Annotated in this window: 17 protein-coding genes; 12 read left to right on the forward strand and 5 right to left on the reverse strand. The window is 41.3% G+C overall.

Annotated elements, in window-relative coordinates:
* Nucleotides 1-34: 34 nt before the first annotated feature.
* Nucleotides 35-1185, reverse strand: a protein-coding gene (locus BRLA_RS04480) for an IS3 family transposase (RefSeq protein WP_119912828.1) whose coding sequence is annotated in 2 segments (ribosomal slippage) — nt 35-924 and nt 924-1185 — 1152 coding nt in all. Because the reading frame shifts where the segments join, the coding sequence is not laid out codon by codon here.
* Between the two features lie 260 nt (nt 1186-1445).
* Nucleotides 1446-2600, reverse strand: coding sequence for a sporulation integral membrane protein YtvI (gene ytvI, locus BRLA_RS04490; RefSeq protein WP_003335239.1), 1155 nt, complete (start codon nt 2598-2600; stop codon nt 1446-1448).
* A gap of 337 nt (nt 2601-2937) precedes the next feature.
* Between ytvI and citZ the strand changes: the two genes are divergently transcribed.
* The 7 genes from citZ (at nt 2938) to BRLA_RS04525 (ending at nt 11279) form a co-directional block, all read left to right on the forward strand.
* Nucleotides 2938-4050, forward strand: coding sequence for a citrate synthase (gene citZ / locus BRLA_RS04495; protein WP_003335238.1), 1113 nt, complete (start codon nt 2938-2940; stop codon nt 4048-4050).
* Between the two features lie 126 nt (nt 4051-4176).
* Entirely contained in the window at nt 4177-5460 is a 1284-nt protein-coding gene (gene icd / locus BRLA_RS04500; RefSeq protein WP_003335237.1) for an NADP-dependent isocitrate dehydrogenase, read from the forward strand.
* Nucleotides 5461-5488: 28 nt separating this feature from the next.
* Nucleotides 5489-6427, forward strand: a complete 939-nt coding sequence (gene mdh / locus BRLA_RS04505; protein ID WP_003335236.1) for a malate dehydrogenase — start codon at nt 5489-5491, stop codon at nt 6425-6427.
* 239 nt (nt 6428-6666) lie between these two features.
* A complete protein-coding gene (locus BRLA_RS04510; protein ID WP_003335235.1) occupies nt 6667-7365 on the forward strand; it encodes a response regulator transcription factor in 699 nt (232 codons plus the stop codon).
* Nucleotides 7366-7380: 15 nt separating this feature from the next.
* A complete protein-coding gene (pnpS, locus tag BRLA_RS04515) occupies nt 7381-9159 on the forward strand; it encodes a two-component system histidine kinase PnpS (protein ID WP_003335234.1) in 1779 nt (592 codons plus the stop codon).
* A gap of 157 nt (nt 9160-9316) precedes the next feature.
* The gene (locus tag BRLA_RS04520) at nt 9317-10261 is read left to right on the forward strand and encodes a VanW family protein (protein ID WP_003335233.1); all 945 of its coding nucleotides are present in this window, start codon (nt 9317-9319) and stop codon (nt 10259-10261) included.
* A gap of 151 nt (nt 10262-10412) precedes the next feature.
* The gene (locus BRLA_RS04525) at nt 10413-11279 is read left to right on the forward strand and encodes a YitT family protein (protein ID WP_003339127.1); all 867 of its coding nucleotides are present in this window, start codon (nt 10413-10415) and stop codon (nt 11277-11279) included.
* Nucleotides 11280-11327: 48 nt separating this feature from the next.
* Here the strand turns inward: BRLA_RS04525 and BRLA_RS24935 are convergent, their stop codons facing one another.
* Complete coding sequence (locus BRLA_RS24935) at nt 11328-11453, reverse strand: hypothetical protein (protein ID WP_003339126.1); 126 nt, start codon at nt 11451-11453, stop codon at nt 11328-11330.
* Nucleotides 11440-12348: a DMT family transporter gene (locus tag BRLA_RS04530; protein WP_003335231.1), complete on the reverse strand. Its 909-nt coding sequence runs from the start codon at nt 12346-12348 to the stop codon at nt 11440-11442. Before BRLA_RS04530 ends, BRLA_RS24935 begins: the two co-directional genes overlap by 14 nt.
* 252 nt (nt 12349-12600) lie before the next feature.
* Here BRLA_RS04530 and polA point away from each other — a divergent pair, with 252 nt between their 5' ends.
* From polA to BRLA_RS04550, 4 genes are read left to right on the forward strand one after another with little or no spacing between them, the layout of a single operon-like run.
* Nucleotides 12601-15294, forward strand: coding sequence for a DNA polymerase I (gene polA, locus BRLA_RS04535; protein WP_003335230.1), 2694 nt, complete (start codon nt 12601-12603; stop codon nt 15292-15294).
* Nucleotides 15295-15306: 12 nt separating this feature from the next.
* Entirely contained in the window at nt 15307-16131 is an 825-nt protein-coding gene (gene mutM / locus BRLA_RS04540; RefSeq protein WP_003335229.1) for a DNA-formamidopyrimidine glycosylase, read from the forward strand.
* 27 nt (nt 16132-16158) lie between these two features.
* Entirely contained in the window at nt 16159-16761 is a 603-nt protein-coding gene (gene coaE, locus BRLA_RS04545; protein ID WP_003335228.1) for a dephospho-CoA kinase, read from the forward strand.
* Complete coding sequence (locus BRLA_RS04550) at nt 16758-17333, forward strand: lytic transglycosylase domain-containing protein (RefSeq protein WP_003335227.1); 576 nt, start codon at nt 16758-16760, stop codon at nt 17331-17333. The genes coaE and BRLA_RS04550 overlap by 4 nt, the downstream gene beginning before the upstream one ends.
* A gap of 88 nt (nt 17334-17421) precedes the next feature.
* On the opposite strand, the gene BRLA_RS04555 is transcribed toward BRLA_RS04550, so the two are convergent.
* Nucleotides 17422-18312 (reverse strand): helix-turn-helix domain-containing protein, encoded by an 891-nt coding sequence (locus tag BRLA_RS04555; RefSeq protein ID WP_003335226.1) that lies wholly within the window; start codon nt 18310-18312, stop codon nt 17422-17424.
* Between the two features lie 270 nt (nt 18313-18582).
* Between BRLA_RS04555 and BRLA_RS04560 the strand changes: the two genes are divergently transcribed.
* Entirely contained in the window at nt 18583-19626 is a 1044-nt protein-coding gene (locus BRLA_RS04560) for a glyceraldehyde-3-phosphate dehydrogenase (protein ID WP_003335225.1), read from the forward strand.
* Nucleotides 19627-19673 lie beyond the last annotated feature (47 nt).

Raw genomic sequence — 19673 nt, forward strand, 5'->3', positions numbered from 1 at the left:
CCGTCAAGTAGACAATGAAAAAAGAGTAAGTTCGTTATGCGGCGATCGCTTCACGGTACTCTACCGGGGAGAGATCGCCAAGTTTTTTCTGAAAACGTTCTTGGTTATAAAAATTGATATATTCCGTGATCAGTTTTCGAGCCTCCATTTGACTTGCTGGTTTTTCAAGGTAAAGTTTCTCTGTTTTCAAATGTGAGAAGAACGATTCCACGCAGGCGTTATCAAAACAATTTCCCCTTCTTGAATGGCTTCCAATGAGCTGTTTCTCTTCAAGCAATATCTTGTAAGACTTTGTTGTGTATTGGAATCCCTGATCAGAATGCAAAATGGCCCCTTGTGCATTCAAATGCTTTATCGTGTCCAAAACGAGTTGTAGATCGTTGCGAGATGACATGTCCCATGCGACAACTTCGTTGTTATAAAGGTCTAAAACGACTGATAAATAGACAAAATCATGACCAACTCGAATATAGGTAATGTCTGTTACAAATTTCTTCAAAATCGTTTCTGCTGTAAATTCTCGGTTGAGAACATTCGGAAAGACAACGGATGGTTTTCGCCCCGCAAAGGGGCGTTTCTTACGGATGACAGAGCGAATCTCCAGCTCTCGCATAAGCCTACGCACCTTTTTGTGGTTAACCAAGAACCCTTCTTTGAGAAGGGCTGTTCTCATGCGTTTATAGCCGAAAATAGGACGAAGTCGATGAATAGCAAGAATATGTTCTTTTAGATTGGTTTCCAGCTCAAATTGAATCTGTCGATATCCTAAAGCCGATTTCCACTTGTAGTAACCAGCACGTGATACTTCCGCAATTTTACATAGTGTCGTGATGGAGTAGGTCTGACTCATTTTTTCGATGGTCCTAAATCGGGCTTGCTTATCCAACTTCCCTCCCCATGAAGATTCGGATTGAGCTTTTTTAGATATTCCACCTGCGCTTTCAGGTAGGCGTTTTCCTCTTCTACGCTGCTGAAATGCTTCTTATTCCAGCGCCCCCGATAGTCCACAAATGATTCTCCGTTTTGGTGCTTCTGAACCCACGCGATGATTTGGGCATCACTTTTAATTCCCAGTTTTTTTCTGATCATGGCATAGCTCCACTGGTCTTCGACCCGTAGGCGCACAGCTTCCTTTTTAATTTCTTCGCTATAGCGAGTAAAGACTTGTCCTTTTTTTGGTGGCATGAAAAAACCCCTCCGGTTAACAGTAATGAATCCATGATATCATGAACTCTTTTTTTACTGTCTACCGTAAGGGGATAATACCAGGAGCGGGCCTCTTTTTTGTTGAATAGGAGTTAGTGTGTGGGATAACCAAGAGTATCTGAAATGCTAGGAGGCTACTTCTTGTGCCGTTAAACATATGAAAAAGGCGCCAAGTCCAAATGCTGTGGCGCCTTTAACTCAGGGAAGCTGTAATACAATCGTATTACGAATTACGCTAGTTACAATTTCCCCTTTACGATATACATCCATAAATCTTCAAAGATTTTCGCCTTAACTAAAGCGTTGATAATCACTAAGCTAACCGGTCCAATAATCAAACCTAGCACACCGAACAATTCTAATCCCGCAAATAGGGCTACCAGTGTGAGTAAGGGGTCTAGTCCTACACTTTCAGCAACAATCTTTGGCTCGATAATCTGACGGAAGATCACAACGATGCCATACAAGACAGAAAGACCTACTACAAGACCGTATTGCCCCTTAAAGAACAAGAAAATGATCCAAGGTACAAAGACTGTACCTGTGCCCAAATATGGTAGCAAATCGACCAGACCGGTTAATAACCCTATCGTAATCGCATACTCCACACGCAAAAGCAAAAGACCAATAATCACAATAGCTGCGGTAATTGAAATAAGAGTAAGCTGCGCTTTTAAAAACCCTACCAATGCAGAACGCAAGTCTAAGACGATTTGATCCATTCGATGATTAACACCAGTGGGTAAAATTTTGTGCATGCGTGATTTCCACAGGTAAAAATCCTTACTCAAGAAAAATGCACCTAACAAGGAGATGACAAATACCGTACCTAAGCTTGGCAGTGACAAAAGGAAGGCATTGATGCCAGATAAAGCTCCCACGATAATAGTTTGAAAGCTATTGCTAATCGTGTGCAGTGCTTCTTTTACGTTAGAATCAATCGTAGTCTGAGAGTTTAAATCCAGTTGTGTATAGAAAAACTGGAACCGATGATATAAATTAGCGATAAAATCATGCGCTAGAAAATTTTGGATATATCCAGTAAACTCTACGGAAAGTCTAGGGAGTAACTTGACCAAATTTCCGATTTCATTTACGGTCGTATTGATCACCAATGTAATGACCCCAGTGACAATAAGTAGCAAAAGCAGCAAAACTACTGTTACGGACAGCCAACGGGGAAATCGAAGCCGTTCCGTTAAATTAGTGACTGGGCGGTTTACAATAATCGCAATGATTAAAGAGATAATAAATGGGTAAATAAGAGGAGTGATCTTGATGACTGCAAAATACAAGGCCACGATGCAAAGAATCACCCATAAAAAACGAATGCCTTGAAAAAGGCGCGTTAGCCAAGTTTCCGGGGTCAGTGTAGTTCCCTCCTGATCTATCAATTCATTAAACTTTCACTTTTTCTGTCACGTATTATTATGCAGGAAGAGGTACATTTTACGCAAGTTTTAAGACATTTTGAGCCTAAAGTATAACTGTTTGAATTTTTATCATTCACAAAATCGTCAATATCTTTTATAATTGGTGTCGAAATCATGTTTTGTTGTTTTACTCTTTCTTTTCTAGTTTACCCGTTATATATCTTATGTCTTACTTTCCTGCCTTTTACTTTATGCAAAAAGAAAATTCTTTTTTTTCGATTTTTTCGCAAAAGAATAGGGGGAGAAGATTTATCAAGAAAAATAGCATTTAAACCTATACAGAAAAGGAGAGACGCATATGACAGCTACTAAAGGTTTAGAAGGTGTTGTTGCTGCTCAATCGGCAGTCTGTTCAATCATTGATGGCGTGTTGTGCTATAGAGGTATTAATGTTGATGAATTAGCTGAAAACGCTACCTTTGAAGAAGTGGTATATCTACTTTGGCATGGAGCCCTACCGAAGCGCGATCAGCTGGAAGCCTTCCAGAAGGAATTAGGAGCAAACGCCCAAATCCCTCAAGAGCTTATTGAAAGCATTCGTAATTTTCCCGAAGGCGTTCACTCTATGGCGGCATTGCGCACAGCTGTCTCTTCGCTAGCGCTCTACGACAAAGAGGCACAGGAAATGTCAAAGGAAGCAAATTATCGCAAGTCGATCCGACTAACCGCTCAGACGCCCACTATCGTTGCGGCCTATGACCGTCTTCGTAAGGGATTGGAACCAATTGCACCTAGAGAGGAGTACTCAATTGCTAAAAATTTCCTGTACATGCTAAGCGGAGAAGAACCATCTGATACGGCAGTAAAAGCATTTGATACAGCATTAATTTTACATGCCGACCATGAATTTAATGCTTCTACATTTTCAGCACGCGTGACAGTTGCTACTCTAACAGACATTTATTCTGGTGTGGTATCAGCAATTGGAACCTTGAAAGGCCCATTACATGGAGGAGCTAATGAAGCTGTTGCCACGATGTTAGAAAAAATCGGATCTGTAGACAGAGTCGTTCCTTATATTCGTCAGGCTTTGGACAATAAGGAAAAAATCATGGGCTTTGGTCATCGTGTTTATAAAGATGGCGATCCGCGTGCAAAGTGGTTGCGTCATATGTCTAAAGAATTAACTGAACAACAAGGCAAAACAGAATTGTACGAAATGTCAGTGAAGATTGAAGAGATGGTTACAGGTGAAAAAGGATTAAAGCCTAACGTAGACTTCTATTCTGCTTCGGTTTACGTGTCACTTGGTTTAGCTATTGACTTATTTACTCCTATTTTTGCGATCAGCCGTATGTCTGGCTGGACGGCTCACATCATGGAGCAATATGAAAACAATCGCTTAATTCGCCCGCGTGCAGACTATATTGGGCCAGTAAATCAACATTTTAAACCGATTGATCAAAGATAGTTCACTTGCAATGAAAATTCTGGAACTGCCAATCGTGTGAGATTTGGTGGTTCTAGGCATGTCCTTTGGCAGGATTTTCATGTATTATAAAAAGAGATCAGATTATAAAAACATGGAGGGGTTCCTTTGTTTAAAAATCTTTCTGCACCAACACATGGAGAAAAAATCACCGTAGATAATGGCAAAATGGTTGTACCTAACAATCCAATCATTCCTTTTATTGAAGGGGATGGAACTGGACCTGATATTTGGAATGCATCTGTTCGCGTTTTAGATGCAGTCGTAGAAAAAGCATATAAAGGCGAGAAAAAAATCGCGTGGTTTGAAGTATTTGCTGGTGAAAAAGCATTTAATCAATATGGTGAGTGGCTGCCTGAAGATACATTAACAGCAATTCGTGAATATCTGATCGCAATTAAAGGACCTTTAACAACTCCAGTTGGAGGTGGAATTCGATCTATCAACGTGGCATTGCGTCAAGAGCTTGATCTGTATGCTTGCGTACGCCCTGTTCAATACTTCGATGGAGTACCATCTCCTGTTAAACACCCAGAACTTACTGACATGGTGATCTTCCGTGAAAATACTGAAGACATCTATGCTGGTGTCGAATGGGCTGAGGGGTCCGATGAAGTTAAAAAAGTTATTCAATTCTTACAAAGCGAAATGGGCGTAAAGAAAATTCGCTTCCCAGAATCTTCTGGTATCGGTATTAAGCCTGTTTCCAAAGATGGTACAGAACGTTTAGTTCGCGCTGCAATTGAGTATGCTTTAGAAAACAACCGTAAATCTCTAACCCTTGTTCACAAAGGTAATATTATGAAATTTACCGAAGGCGCATTCAAAAACTGGGGTTATGAAGTTGCTGAAGCGGAATATGGTGATAAAGTATTTACATGGGCACAGTACGACCGTTTAAAAGCGGAAGGAAAAGATGCCGATCAAGCCCAAAAAGAAGCAGAAGCAGCAGGCAAGCTAATCGTAAAAGATGTGATTGCAGACGCTTTTTTGCAACAAATCTTGACTCGTCCAGCAGAATATGATGTAGTAGCTACATTGAATCTAAATGGTGATTACATTTCCGACGCATTGGCTGCACAAGTTGGAGGTATTGGTATCGCCCCTGGTGCCAACATCAACTATTTGACAGGTCATGCTATTTTTGAAGCAACCCATGGTACAGCTCCAAAATATGCTGGTCTTGATAAAGTAAACCCATCTTCTGTAATCCTGTCTGGTGAAATGATGCTTCGTCATTTAGGTTGGAATGAAGCAGCTGATCTGTTGATAGCAGCAATGGAAAAAACAATTTCATCTAAAGAAGTTACGTATGATTTTGCCCGTCTGATGGATGGTGCAAAAGAACTGAAAACATCTGAATTTGCAGATGCCTTAATCAAAAATCTTTAGGAATCGAAAACTTGAGGAGGTCTATTACATGTCTTTTCAACGCAAAAAAATCGCAGTCATCGGTAGTGGTTTCACAGGTGCAACAACAGCTTTTATCCTAGCTCAAAAGGAATTGGGTGATGTTGTTCTTGTTGATATCCCTCAATTAGAGAATCCTACAAAAGGAAAAGCATTAGACATGATGGAATCTTCCCCTGTACTAGGCTTTGATTCAAAAATCACAGGTACTGCTAACTATGCGGATGTCCAAGGTGCTGATATGGTTATCATTACTGCTGGTATCGCTCGTAAACCTGGTATGTCCCGTGATGACTTGGTAAATACCAATGCTGGTATCATGAAATCAGTAGCAGAAAACGTAAAAATCTATGCTCCAAACTCAACTGTTATCATATTGTCTAACCCAGTTGATGCAATGACTTACACATTCTACAAAGCATCTGGTTTCCCTAAAGAGCGTGTTATTGGTCAATCAGGTGTCCTAGATACAGCTCGTTTCCGTACATTCGTTGCTGAAGAATTGAACGTATCTGTAGAAGACGTAACAGGCTTCGTACTAGGTGGACACGGTGATGACATGGTTCCACTTGTTCGTTATTCCTATGCTGGTGGTATTCCACTAGAAACATTAATTCCAAAAGATCGTCTTGATGCAATCGTAGAACGCACCCGTAAAGGTGGCGGTGAAATTGTTAGCCTGTTGGGTAATGGTTCCGCTTACTATGCACCGGCTGCTTCTATCGTTCAAATGGCAGAAGCGATCCTAAAAGACAAAAAACGCATTCTTCCATCAATCGCTTTATTGCAAGGCGAATATGGTTACCAAGATCTATACCTAGGTGTACCAACCCTGCTTGGTAAAGATGGTATCGAAAAAGTCTATGAACTAGAATTGACAGAAGACGAAAAAGCAGCTTTGGAAAAATCCGCTGACGCTGTTCGCAATGTCATGAAAGTTCTTCAATAGAAAAAAGTATGACTAAAAAGGAGAGCCATCGTTGCTCTCCTTTTTGTTTGTAACCGCTATCTATCCCACCACTACGCCATCCATCAATCCTTACAGGAAGAAAACCAAATCTTTACAAGAAAATTACTTGCACCGCTAAATGTCATCTGTCAGACTGAGATTACAAGCCTAGAATACAATGCATAAAGGCAATACTATAGAAGAGATAAGTTGAGAATTACATGTAGGGGGAAGCATAAGTGACGAAGATTTTGGTAGTAGAAGATGAGGTATCTATTTCTAAATTGATTCAATTTAATTTGGAAAAGGCGGGCTATGGGGTAATTACCGCTTTTGACGGCAAACAGGCGTTAACAATGGCGCGTGAAGAGAAGCCAGATTTTATCATCTTAGACCTAATGCTTCCATATATGGATGGTCTAGATGTCTGCAAAACACTTCGTCAGGAACGAATCAATACTCCTATCCTTATCTTGACGGCAAAAGAGGATGAGCTGGATAAAATTTTAGGACTCGAATTGGGAGCAGATGATTATATCACAAAGCCCTTTAGCCCTAGAGAAGTTGTTGCACGAGTCAAAGCTATTTTGCGCCGTTTTAATGCTAAGCCAGAACCAGATCAGGAAAAAGAAGAAGAGCGTCAGTACTCATTTGGAGAAATCGTGATCTATCCAGAAAAATATGAGGTCTTCCTCCGTGATGAGAAGGTGGAGCTAACTCCGAAAGAATTTGAGTTGCTTCAATACCTTGCAAGTAATGTTGGGCGTGTTTTAACACGTGACCAATTGCTTAATGCAGTATGGAATTATGATTTTGTAGGTGATTCTCGAATTGTAGATGTGCATGTCAGCCATTTGCGAGAAAAATTGGAGCAGGACACCAAAAACCCACGTTATATTAAAACGGTGCGTGGTCTCGGCTATAAATTAGAAGGCTAGGTCAGGGAGGGTACAGTGAATCGATTTCGCCTGAAGCTTACCTTTACAATACTAAGCTTAATTTCGCTTGTTCTTATTGTGATCGGGATATTTATTGGGAAAGTTATGGAACGCTCCTATCTACAGATGCAATATGATCTTTTAAGAAAAGAAGCCTTATTTATCTCTGAAACAATCATTGATCCAAAAATATTAACTCAGCAGGAGCGTTTGGAAGCCCAAATTCAGCACTTTACTGAATCTATGGAGGTACGTATTACTGTTGTTGACCCTTTGGGAGTCGTAATGGCTGATACCTCAGGTGTAGACCAAAAGCTGAAAAATCATGCTCATCGGGCAGAGATCGAAGCGGCCCTCAGGGGGCAGGTAGGAATCGCTCATCGGGAAAGTGATACTCTTCATCAGCAGATGATCTATGTGGCTGTGCCACTGAAGGATAATAAAACAGGACAAGTCGTTGGGGCGGTTCGTTCCGCTATGTCCATGCAGACCATTACTCAATCTGTCCATCAGATGTGGTTTAGTTTGGTCATGGGACTTGTAATTACTTTGATTATCGGTAGCATTGTCAGTTCACGCATCTCTCATGGTATTACAAAGCCAATTGAAGAGATTATTCGGGTAGCAAGAAATATTACGCAGCGTCAGTACGAGAGTCGCGTCAAAATTAAGCCTCGCGATGAACTAGGTCAATTAGCAACAGCGATTAATTTTATGGCGTCTAGTTTGGAACAACAGATGTATCAAATATCGGAGAATCAGCAACGCTTAACAGGAGTGCTGGCAACGATGCCTAGTGGCGTGATTTTAATCGCCGAGAATGGGCGAATTGAGCTTATAAATAATGCGGTTGAAAAAATGCTGAACATATCTAGTTCTGAATTAGTAGGGAAATTACATTTTGAAGCAGGTCATAATTATGGCTTTAGTAAGCATATTGATGATGTTATGCGCACGGGGGAACGCAAGCGGGATGAAATTCATATTTTTTATCCAACAGAGCGGATGATCTATGCTGATTTTTCTCCTTATGTGAACTACCGTGGTGAAATTAAAGGTGTTCTGGCAGTGTTAAATGACATTACAGATATCCGCCGATTAGAAAAGATGCGCAGTGATTTCGTTGCGAATGTTTCCCATGAGCTACGCACACCTATTACCTCTATTAAAGGCTTTACGGAAACCTTATTAGACGGAGCACTTAAGGATGAAGAGATTAGCAGGCACTTTTTGCAAATTATTTATGACGAGAGTGAACGTCTTTTTAGATTAATTAGTGATATTTTAGATTTATCTAAAATTGAGCAGAAACGAATAACGCTGACTTACACTGAGGTAGAGATGCACCGGCTCATAGAAGAAACAGCAGTCTTGCTTCGGGAACAACTGCAACGAAAAGAGCTTAAGCTCATTTTGCCTGCCGATCAAGGAATTATGCTACGAGCTGATAAGGATTGCTTGCAGCAGATTTTGCTTAACCTGCTGGCAAATGCGATAGCTTATACACCAGAGGGCGGGAACATCACGATTGAACTAAGACGGGATGAGGATTATCTTTACCTGGATGTGGCAGATACGGGCATAGGGATTCCAGAGGATGATCTTGGACGGATTTTTGAGCGGTTCTATCGTGTTGATAAGGCTCGATCACGAGATTCTGGTGGGACTGGTTTAGGCTTAGCTATTGTGAAGCACATATGTGAGTCTTTACATGGATCAATTACTGTAAGAAGTACGGAGGGTGTTGGCTCTGTGTTTTCGGTTACCTTACCCTTGGACAATCCAATCTCATAGTTGATGGAATGAAATAGAGTGCCAAACCGCCATTAGAGCTGTAGCACTCTATTTTTACTGTAAAGATTTCCTGTGCGAAAAAAGATTTCCTAGGCATTAGTCATCGAGTGAAATAATCACCTCTTGTTCATACTACAAAAGGGAGGTGAAGGATTCTGTGATCAGTCTGATGGCAGGCTTGATGCTGGTTTTACAATTACAAGGAAATGTACCAGTTATTCAAAAAATGAACCAGGATGTCGTCTCAATAGACCGAAAAGCATTTACTCTTCCATTTACACATATTCCTATCCTGGATGTTTCGAAACTGGAAGCGTACATGTCAAGGCTTGAGAGGCAGGTATATCGTTCTCCAATGAATGCTAAATGGGATGAACGTGAGAAAATCATCCCAGAAAAAAATGGTCAACGTTTAAATCGTCAAGCCTTTATGGAATCATTTATTTCTTATTTTTATACCAATCAACAAACTCACTTGCAAATTCCTACGCTTACCGTTTTACCTAAGGTAGATGCTTCATTATTGAAAGACGTTTCACAAAAACAGATTGGTGCTTATGCTACTTACTATAATCCTCGCAATAAGAATCGAGCTAGTAATATTGCCCTCTCTAGCAAATCCATCGACAATGTGGTGTTGTTTCCTGGAGAAACGTTTTCTTTTAATCAAACAGTAGGAGAAAGAACGACAAAAAGGGGATATTTACCTGCTCCAGTAATTGTTCGCGGGGAATTATCGGAAGGAATTGGCGGGGGAATTTGTCAGGTTTCTTCTACTTTATATAATGCTGTGGACAAGTCGGGTTTAAAAATTATACAGCGTTATGCCCATAGCCGTAATGTTGCTTATGTACCTCCAGGCAGAGACGCGACGGTTAGCTGGTATGGTCCCGATTTTCGGTTTCAAAATCGCTATGCATACCCAATCCTGATTCGAGCAAGAGCTTTTAATGGCATGGTGGCTGTTCGGATATTTTCCTTCTCAGATTTAGATTTCGATCCGCGTGAGGTACCTACCGTTCGTAAGCGATTGCCGGAAGAAACTGACCAGCCATTAGACAATGAAAGTAGTAAATCACAGCCAAAATTGCCATTACACTAAGGAAATTTGTACTCTCTTAAAAGGTAGAAATTATAACCAAAGTATAAGAAATAAATGAAAAAAGTTGCAATCAACTATAAATATTTCTATCATTATTACTAGGTTTCTACTAGAGACGATCCACAAGAAAGAGGGAGTGCGATGAAAACATATGGCTAAGCAACACAAAAAAACGACCCTATCTTCGTTTTTACTAAAGTTTATTTTCATTACCATTGGAGCCATTATGATGGCTGTATCACTGGAGCTGTTCCTTGTTCCTAATAAAGTGATTGACGGAGGAATTGCTGGTATCTCCATTATGATGTCCTCCATTACCAATTTACCATTGGGATTATTTCTCTTCTTCTTCAACTTACCGTTTTTGATTGTTGGCTTTAAGCAAATCGGTAAAACCTTTGCTATTTCTACTTTGTATGGAATCGCAATCATGTCGTTAACGACTTCTATGCTCCATCATGTACCCGCATTTACGAATGAAAAAATGCTCGCCGTTTTGTTTGGTGGTGTCATTCTTGGGGTGGGTGTAGGTCTAGTTATCCGTTTTGGGGGTACATTAGATGGAACGGAAATCGTTGCGATCCTGCTATCTAGAAAAACGAGAGTTCCTGTTGGGCAGCTTATCATGTTTATCAATTTCTTTATTTTTATCATGGCTGGCTTTGTCTTTGAATGGGATTCTGCTATGTATTCGATTTTTACTTATTATATAGCCTTTAAATTGATTGATATTGTCGTAGAGGGCTTAAATGAATCTAAATCAGTAACGATTATTTCGAAAGAATACGAAGAGATTTCTGAGGCAATTAATGCGCGTTTGGGACGTAGTACAACTTATGTCTACGCACGTGGTGGATACAGCAAGGAAGAAACACAAATGATCTATTGTGTTGTTACGCGCTTGGAAGTGGCTAAGCTGCGTGCTATTATACACGAGATTGACGACAGTGCGTTCATCGCCATTGAGCATGTTTCTGATGTTTCTGGTGGTAATTTTGCCAAAAAAGATATTCATTAGACGAAAAAACAAAAATCCCTTGTCAAAAGCAAGGGATTTTTCATATTCCTACCATAAGAAATGAATCACGCGGGCGACCATATAACCAAGCACGATCGTCCAAATTACTTTTCCCCATCTGGGAAGGTTAGCTATATATTCACCCATTCCTTTAAAAAAACTACGTCGTTTCATTTTGATTCAGTTCCTCCTTTGGCCTGTTAAAGCGGATAAAAAGGAAAATGCCGAACAGAATGATGAAGCCGCCCATCCATTGTGGCAACGTAACGATATCCCCAAAAATCAAATAAGCAAGAATGCAGGTGCCAATCGGTTCAAAAAGAATCCCTACGGAAACCGTAGTAGTATTTAGCCATTTAATGACCCAATTCAAAATAGAATGGCCAAGTAAAGTAGGGAAGAAAGCTAAACAGATAAACCATCCCCAGTCCGCGAGCGGATATCCTGTCAGTGCATGACCATAAAATAAACTATGTCCAAGCAAAAAGACAGAACTGATGAGATAGACAACGAAGCTATAGGCTGTCGATGATATACCCCGACGAAGGTACTGTCCAATTAACCAGTATAACGTCACAACAAAGGCTGCAAGCAAGGCTAGTAAATCTCCGTATAGAGCCATTCCTCCTACACGAAAATCTCCCCAACCAATTACAAAGCTACCCATGATCGCAAAAATACCACCAGCCATGGCTAATTTACTCAGGCGTTCCTTAAAGAGAAAATAGCCGCCGACAAAGGCAAATAGAGGCTGAAGCGTTACAAGCACCGTAGAGCTTGCAATGGAAGTATAATGAAGTGATTCAAACCAGAGCAGGAAATGAGCGGCTAGAAAGCCTCCAGATAGAATACTTAATAGCCATTGCTTTCTGCTAAATTGAACGATTTCACGCCAAGTACCTTTGTTAATAAGCAGAAAGGGTATGGTCAATATAACGGAAAACAACAGGCGATAGGTGGCTATGACTGGTGCTGGCGCCGATGATAGCTTAACAAAGATAGCAGATGTTGAAATGGCTAAAACAGCTAAAAATAAGGCAAAATAAGGCGGTATGATGGGTCTCTCCATGATTGTAATATCCTCTCAGTCACAACAGTTATCGTTATTGAAAAAATGAAAAAACCAGCTAGAATCACTGGTCGGATCATATGTAGTCTGCCCTTATTTTACAAGAGGAAAGTCCAACTCACAACCGTGATGAAACGCTGATATGAAACGGACTCTTCGTGGGTAAGCGATTGCCCAGTTTCCTTTTTTCCTTTTAGGTCTACCTGTGGTAAGATGAAAGGTAATGAATTAACAGAAAGGGGTCGGACGCACATGAGCCATTTTGTGCTGATTGATGGGAATAGTATCGCTAACCGTGCCTTTTATGCGTTGCCGCTACTGTCCACCTCACAAGGACTTCACACGAATGCAGTACTTGGTTTTACGACCATGCTGCTAAAAGTAATAGATGAAATGAAACCGACTCATATTCTAGTTGCTTTTGATGCAGGTAAAGTGGTATTTCGCCACTCTGAATATACAGAGTACAAGGGAGGACGCGCTAAGACGCCCTCAGAGTTATCCGAGCAATTTCCATTAATTCGCGAGCTATTAGACGCGTTTTCGATAAAAAGATTTGAATTAGAAGGCTATGAAGCTGACGATATCATCGGAACGTTAACATTACGAGCTGAAGAGGAACAGATCAAAACGACCGTAATCACCGGGGATAAAGATATGCTGCAATTAGTGTCCCCGTATGTATCTACAGCAATTACGCGAAAAGGGATTAGTGAAATCGAGCTGTATTCGACAGAGGAAATCTTTGAAAAATATGGCTTAAAGCCTGAACAGATCATTGACCTGAAAGGGTTAATGGGAGATAGCTCCGACAATATTCCTGGTGTTCCAGGGGTAGGGGAGAAAACTGCACTTAAATTATTGCACCAATTCAGTTCTGTTGAAGAGGTGCTAGCTAATATCGAGCAGGTGTCTGGCAAAAAGCTACAGGAAAATCTACGCAACAATGTGGAGCAAGCAAAAATGAGTAAATCGCTTGCAACCATTATGCGTGATATACCAGTTGATATCAGTATTGCTGATTCTCAATTTACAGGATACGAGCCTGATAAGCTAATTGAGTTCTTTAAAAAAATGGAATTTAAATCATTACTATCTAAGGTAAAGGGTGGCAATAGCATTGCAGATAGCTATGGCCAGGGGAGTGTAGAAGCGTCTGAAGGCTCTTCAGCGAACACTTCGTTACCAGACAAGCCTTTTACTTATACCGTTGTCGAAGAAGGTAAATTGGCCGATTATGAGCCTCTGTTGACCTCTCCCATGAGCTTGGTGGTAGAGATGGATGGAGAGAACTATCATTATGCGCCAATTCTTGGATTTGGCTTAGCTACAGAAGAACAAGCTTTATTCATTCCTTATGAAACGGCTAAAAGCTGGACAGCCTTTACGGATTGGCTACAGGATGCCTCTAAACAAAAATGGGTCTTTGATGGCAAACGTGAAACGGTTGGACTTTGCTGGCATGAAATGGACGTAAAGGGAATTGATTTTGACTTATTCCTTGCATCCTATTTGATTAATGCTAGTGAGAGCAACCCTACTCTATCTGATGCGACTGCCAAATTCTCGTCTGTCAAGGTGGCGTCTGATGAGGATATCTATGGCAAAGGGGCAAAGCGAAGCCTACCGTCGATGGAGCTCATTAGTGAACACGTAGCGCGTAAGGCGCAGGCTTTGTGGCAGAGTGTTCTTCAAGCCAAAGAAGAGCTTACGGCTAACCAATTAACAGAGCTTTACACAAAGATTGAACAGCCACTTAGTCTCGTGCTGGCCGACATGGAAGAGATAGGTGTTCTGATTAATCAGGAGCAGCTTCATCAGATGGGCGAGGAGCTGGACAAGCAATTAGAGGCGTTGACTGAGAAAATTTATGAGCAGGCAGGTACTACGTTTAACATAAATTCTCCGAAGCAATTAGGGGAGATTCTGTTTGAACGCATGGGGATTCCGCCTGAGAAGAAAACGAAGACAGGCTATTCTACCAGCGCAGATGTGCTAGAGAAGCTGGCGCAAAAATATCCGATCGTGATAGATATTCTTACGTACCGTCAATTAGGTAAGCTACGTTCTACTTATATTGAAGGCCTTTTAAAAGAGATTCATGGCAAAACAGGCAGGGTGCATACACGCTTTAACCAAGCCACAACTGCTACTGGACGGCTTAGCAGCACGGAGCCGAATCTACAAAACATCCCGATCCGTTTGGAAGAGGGGCGTAAAATAAGGAAAGCATTTGTGCCGACAAATGACAACTGCTATATCCTTGCTGCTGATTACTCGCAGATCGAGCTGAGAATTTTAGCGCATATTTCGAAGGACCCCAACCTAATTGACGCCTTCGTAAATAATATGGACATTCATACACGCACAGCGATGGACGTATTCGGAGTAAGCGAAGACGAGGTAACTTCCAATATGCGCCGTCAAGCGAAGGCTGTTAATTTTGGAATTGTCTACGGAATCAGCGATTTTGGTTTATCTCAGAATTTAAATATACCGCGTAAGGAAGCGGCTGAATTTATAGCACGCTATTTTGATGTATTTTCAGGTGTTCAGAATTACATGGAAGAGATTAAGCATCAGGCAAAGAAGGATGGCTATGTGACGACACTGTTGCACCGCCGTCGATATCTACCAGATATTGCAAGTAGAAACTTTAATCTACGTTCTTTTGCAGAGCGTACTGCTATGAACACTCCTATTCAAGGAACGGCTGCCGATATTATTAAATTAGCGATGATCCAGATGCAAGAGGCCCTCGTTAGGAATCAGCTAAAAAGCCGCATGCTTCTTCAGGTACACGATGAATTGGTGTTTGAGGTTCCAGAGGATGAATTAGAAACGATGCAAAAGCTGGTAGCTAACGTGATGGAGAACGCACTTAAACTGGACGTTCCACTTAAAGTAGATGTAAATTATGGGGAAACCTGGTATGACGCCAAGTAGGAGGGACATCTAATGCCAGAACTACCAGAGGTAGAAACCGTTGTTCGGACGCTGAGAACACTAGTGCTGAACAAGAAGATTGAACGGGTAAGCGTATTGTTGCCACGGATTATTCGCCGGCCTGCCGATGTGGAACAATTTAAATCCATTTTAGTTGGACAAACCATTCATGCTGTTGAACGGCGAGCAAAATTTATTAAATTTATCCTCGATCAGGATGTATTAATTTCACATTTGCGTATGGAAGGAAGATATGGAGTTTATCAATCCTCTGAAGAGATAGAAAAGCATACGCATGTGATTTTTCATTTCACGGATGGAACGGAGCTTCGCTATCGGGATGTGCGTCAATTTGGAACGATGGACGTGATTCCATTAGGTAAGGAACAAGAGGTGGAGCCACTTAAAAAGCTGGGACCAGAGCCTTTAGACGAAGCCTTTACACCTACCTTGCTCTCCAGCATGTTACAGCGTAAGACCACTAAAATCAAACCCTTGCTATTAAATCAGGAATTTATGGTGGGCTTGGGGAATATCTATGTGGACGAGGCTCTTTTCCGAGCAAATATACATCCAGAACGGGTAGCTAATACATTGACGAATCAGCAAATAGAGATTTTGCATACAAGTATTGTACAGACCCTACAAGAAGCGATTGATGCTGGAGGAAGCTCTATTAAATCCTACGTAAATGGACAAGGTGAAATGGGGATGTTCCAACAAGTATTAAAGGTGTACGGGAAAAAAGGAGAACTGTGTCCAAGCTGCTCTACAGAGATTGTGAAAATTGTTGTAGGAGGACGCGGAACGCACTTTTGCCCATCCTGTCAAAAATAGACCGCTAATCGGGAAGGAGGAGATAGCGTGATTTTGGGTCTAACAGGAGGAATTGCGAGCGGAAAAAGTACTGTTGCAGCCATGCTGCGTGAACGGGGAGTCACCGTTATCGACGCGGATCTTATTGCCCGAGAAGTGGTAGAGGTGGGCAAACCGGCCTACAATGGGATTGTCAAGTACTTTGGTACGAGTGTATTGGATGAGACAGGTGCCTTAAATCGTGCAGTGCTAGGGGAAATGATCTTTAGTGATAGAGAAAAACGAATGGTTTTAAATGAAATCGTTCATCCAGAAGTACGCAAGGAAATGCGTCTGCAAGCTACTCTAGCTCAGGAACGCGGGGAACGGCTTGTCTTTATGGACATACCGTTATTGTATGAAAGCAAGCTTACCTATATGGTAGACAGAGTTGTGGTTGTTTACGTACCAGAATCCGTACAGTTTATACGGTTAATGGAGCGGGATGAATTTGATGAGGAGCAGGCGAAAAAGCGTTTGCGAGCCCAAATGAATATTGAAGAAAAGCGTAAATTAGCTAATTATGTAATCGATAACCAAGGTAGCCGCTCAGACACTCAGAAGCAGGTGGATGATTTGGTAACTAGCTTGCTTGCGGAGATAATCCCATGAAAACGCTACGCTCTGCTATTCTCTTGTTTTCCGTTTTGATTATCATCTATCTGCTGCTAAACTCCTCCATTGTTTGGAAACTAATGTACCCGATCAAATATGAGGAACAAATTCGGTTAGTGAGTAAGAAATACGAAGTAAATCCATACCTTGTGCTTGCTGTCATTCGGTCCGAATCTAAATTTAAGCCAGATTTGGTTTCGAAAAAAGGAGCAGTCGGCTTAATGCAATTGATGCCAAACACAGCAGAATGGATACAGTCTCAAGGGAAGCTAGAGATGCTGTATCCTGCTGATTTGGAACATCCTGCAACTAACATTAATTTAGGTACCTGGTATCTAGCTTATTTGTTACAAATGTTTAAAGGGAATGAAGTACTTGCATTGGCTGCTTATAATGCAGGACAAGGAAATGTGAAAAATTGGTTGCATAATAAGCAATGGGAAGGGACTCGTGAAACGATCTCCAATATCCCGTTTGGGGAGACCCGTCATTATGTCCAACGTGTTTTATATTACGAAGATCGTTATAAAGAGGTATACGAAAATAGCTTTCCTAATCTTGCTCCCTGATGGTAATCTGTCAGGGAGCTTTTTACCACATTATCAGCTAGTGAAAAAAAGAATCTAGCGAAACAACTTTTTGCTAAAACGAATCTTCTTATTCCTCAAACAGTAGATTAATAGGCTCCTCAGGCAATTCAGGAGAGGTCTCTAGGTGCGTTACGGGTGTTTTTACATCTACTTCCTCAAAACGAAGACTATCCACCCAAATCTGACCACCGCCCTGTAGGAATGCGCCAAATGCAATCGCTTCACTATGAGCAGGGACATCCAATACGATGCGATACATATTCCATTCCGTGGTCCCTTGAATAGGACGATTACTCATATTATCAAACTGTAATATCTCTTCCTCACTTCCATCCACTCTCATCCAAAAGCCTGCCGAGCCTGTCACTGACTTTGTTTGAATAAATCCTGTTAATTGCATGCGCTTACCTAGGTATTTGTGTGCCTGAAACATCTGCATCATCGTGCCAAATCCTTCTGGATGAGGGTGTTTCGAACGAAGATAGCCAGAACATGTACCGTGGTGAATGCTATTATAGTCCACCCCCATCTCATAGGCTCCAGGATTGGTACCTTGTAGCATCCAACCTGTGGGTTTTAGATCGGTAGAGATTGAATTCATAGAAAGCTCCTCCTGTTTGAATAAAAGTGTTTGCATATAGCGGCGATAGATGGCAGGTGGCATAAGGTATTCCTTTTTGAAGGCGCGAGTAAATGATTCCTGTGATTCAAAGCCTAGTGTAACTGCAATATCTAAAATGCCTTGAGTAGAGGAACAAAGCAGAGAGACTGCTTTTGCTAAACGGCGTTTTTTTATGTACTCGTAGGGGGGAAATCCTACGTGTTTAAGAAATAAAGCATGAAAATGAGCGATTGAATACCCAGCTTGTCGAGCCAAATCAGAAACAGTGATTTCATCAAATAATTGTTCTTCTATACAGTGAAGAGATTGAATGATTGCCAGTTCTTGTTCATTCATCTGGAAAGCTTCTCCCCTCCAAGTTTTCTGTTTGATATGTAAAGCTTACCAAAACATAGCAGCGGTCTTTTGATCAAATCTCTGGATATTGCTTTGCCTGATCACGGGCATCATTCTTTTTGGAAAATCTAATTATTACTGCTTGGGCAGATCATGTAGCAAACTGCCCAAATTTGCTGTTTTTAAGTAAAACACATTGTCAAATATGACATACTTAATATATTATTAATAGTGATTAGAGTAACTTATTTCAGGGAGGGTCAACATAAAATGACAATTAAAATCGGGATAAATGGGTTTGGACGTATTGGGCGCATGGTTTTTCGCAAAGCGATCCAAGATCCATCCATCGAGGTTGTGGCTATTAACGCTAGCTATCCTCCTGAAACCCTAGCTCATTTATTAAAATATGATTCCGTTCATGGGACCTTAGCCCATGACGTTACTGTAGATGGCAATTGCATTGTAATTAATGGAAAAAACACACAGGTGTTATCCGATCGCGATCCTTTGAACCTACCATGGGGGAAGCTTGGGGTTGAAGTGGTTGTGGAAGCGACTGGGAAGTTCACAGATCGTAGTGGTGCCGAGAAGCATATAAAAAGCGGTGCTAAAAAAGTAGTTATTACTGCACCTGGTAAAGAAGAGGACGCGACCATTGTTATGGGTGTCAATGATGATCAATACGATCATGAGCATCACCATGTTGTTTCGAATGCTTCTTGCACGACCAATTGTCTTGCGCCTGTAGCTAAGGTGCTGCATGAAGCGTTTCAGATTCAATCCGGGCTTATGACTACGATTCATTCCTACACGAACGATCAGGTTAATCTGGATAACCCCCATAAGGATTTACGCCGCGCACGTGCTTGTGGCCAATCGATTATTCCAACGACAACAGGAGCAGCCAGAGCGGTAGGTAAAGTATTGCCAGAATTAAATGGCAAACTGAATGGTTTTGCTTTACGTGTACCTACTCCAAATGTTTCTGTGGTCGATTTGGTTGTACAAATCTCTAAAAATGTCACTGCACAAGAGGTCAATCGGGTGCTGCGCGAAGCAAGCGAAGGGGCTTTAAAAGGCTATTTAGGCTATACGGATGCACCTCTTGTTTCTACTGACTTTAATGGTAATGAAAATTCCTCAATCGTGGATGGTCTGTCCACTATGGTGATGAGTGATAAGCATGTAAAGGTCATTGCTTGGTACGATAATGAATGGGGATATTCCTGCCGTGTTCTTGATTTGGTAAAGCATGTGTCAGAGCATGTAAATCAATCGAAACGGATTTTAACAGGCAGTACACACGGATAAATTGGCTGCATTTGGCATTTTAATTCTGAAAAATAATTGTTATTTGA

The organism is Brevibacillus laterosporus LMG 15441 (genome assembly GCF_000219535.2).
GTDB classification, from domain to species: domain Bacteria; phylum Bacillota; class Bacilli; order Brevibacillales; family Brevibacillaceae; genus Brevibacillus_B; species Brevibacillus_B halotolerans.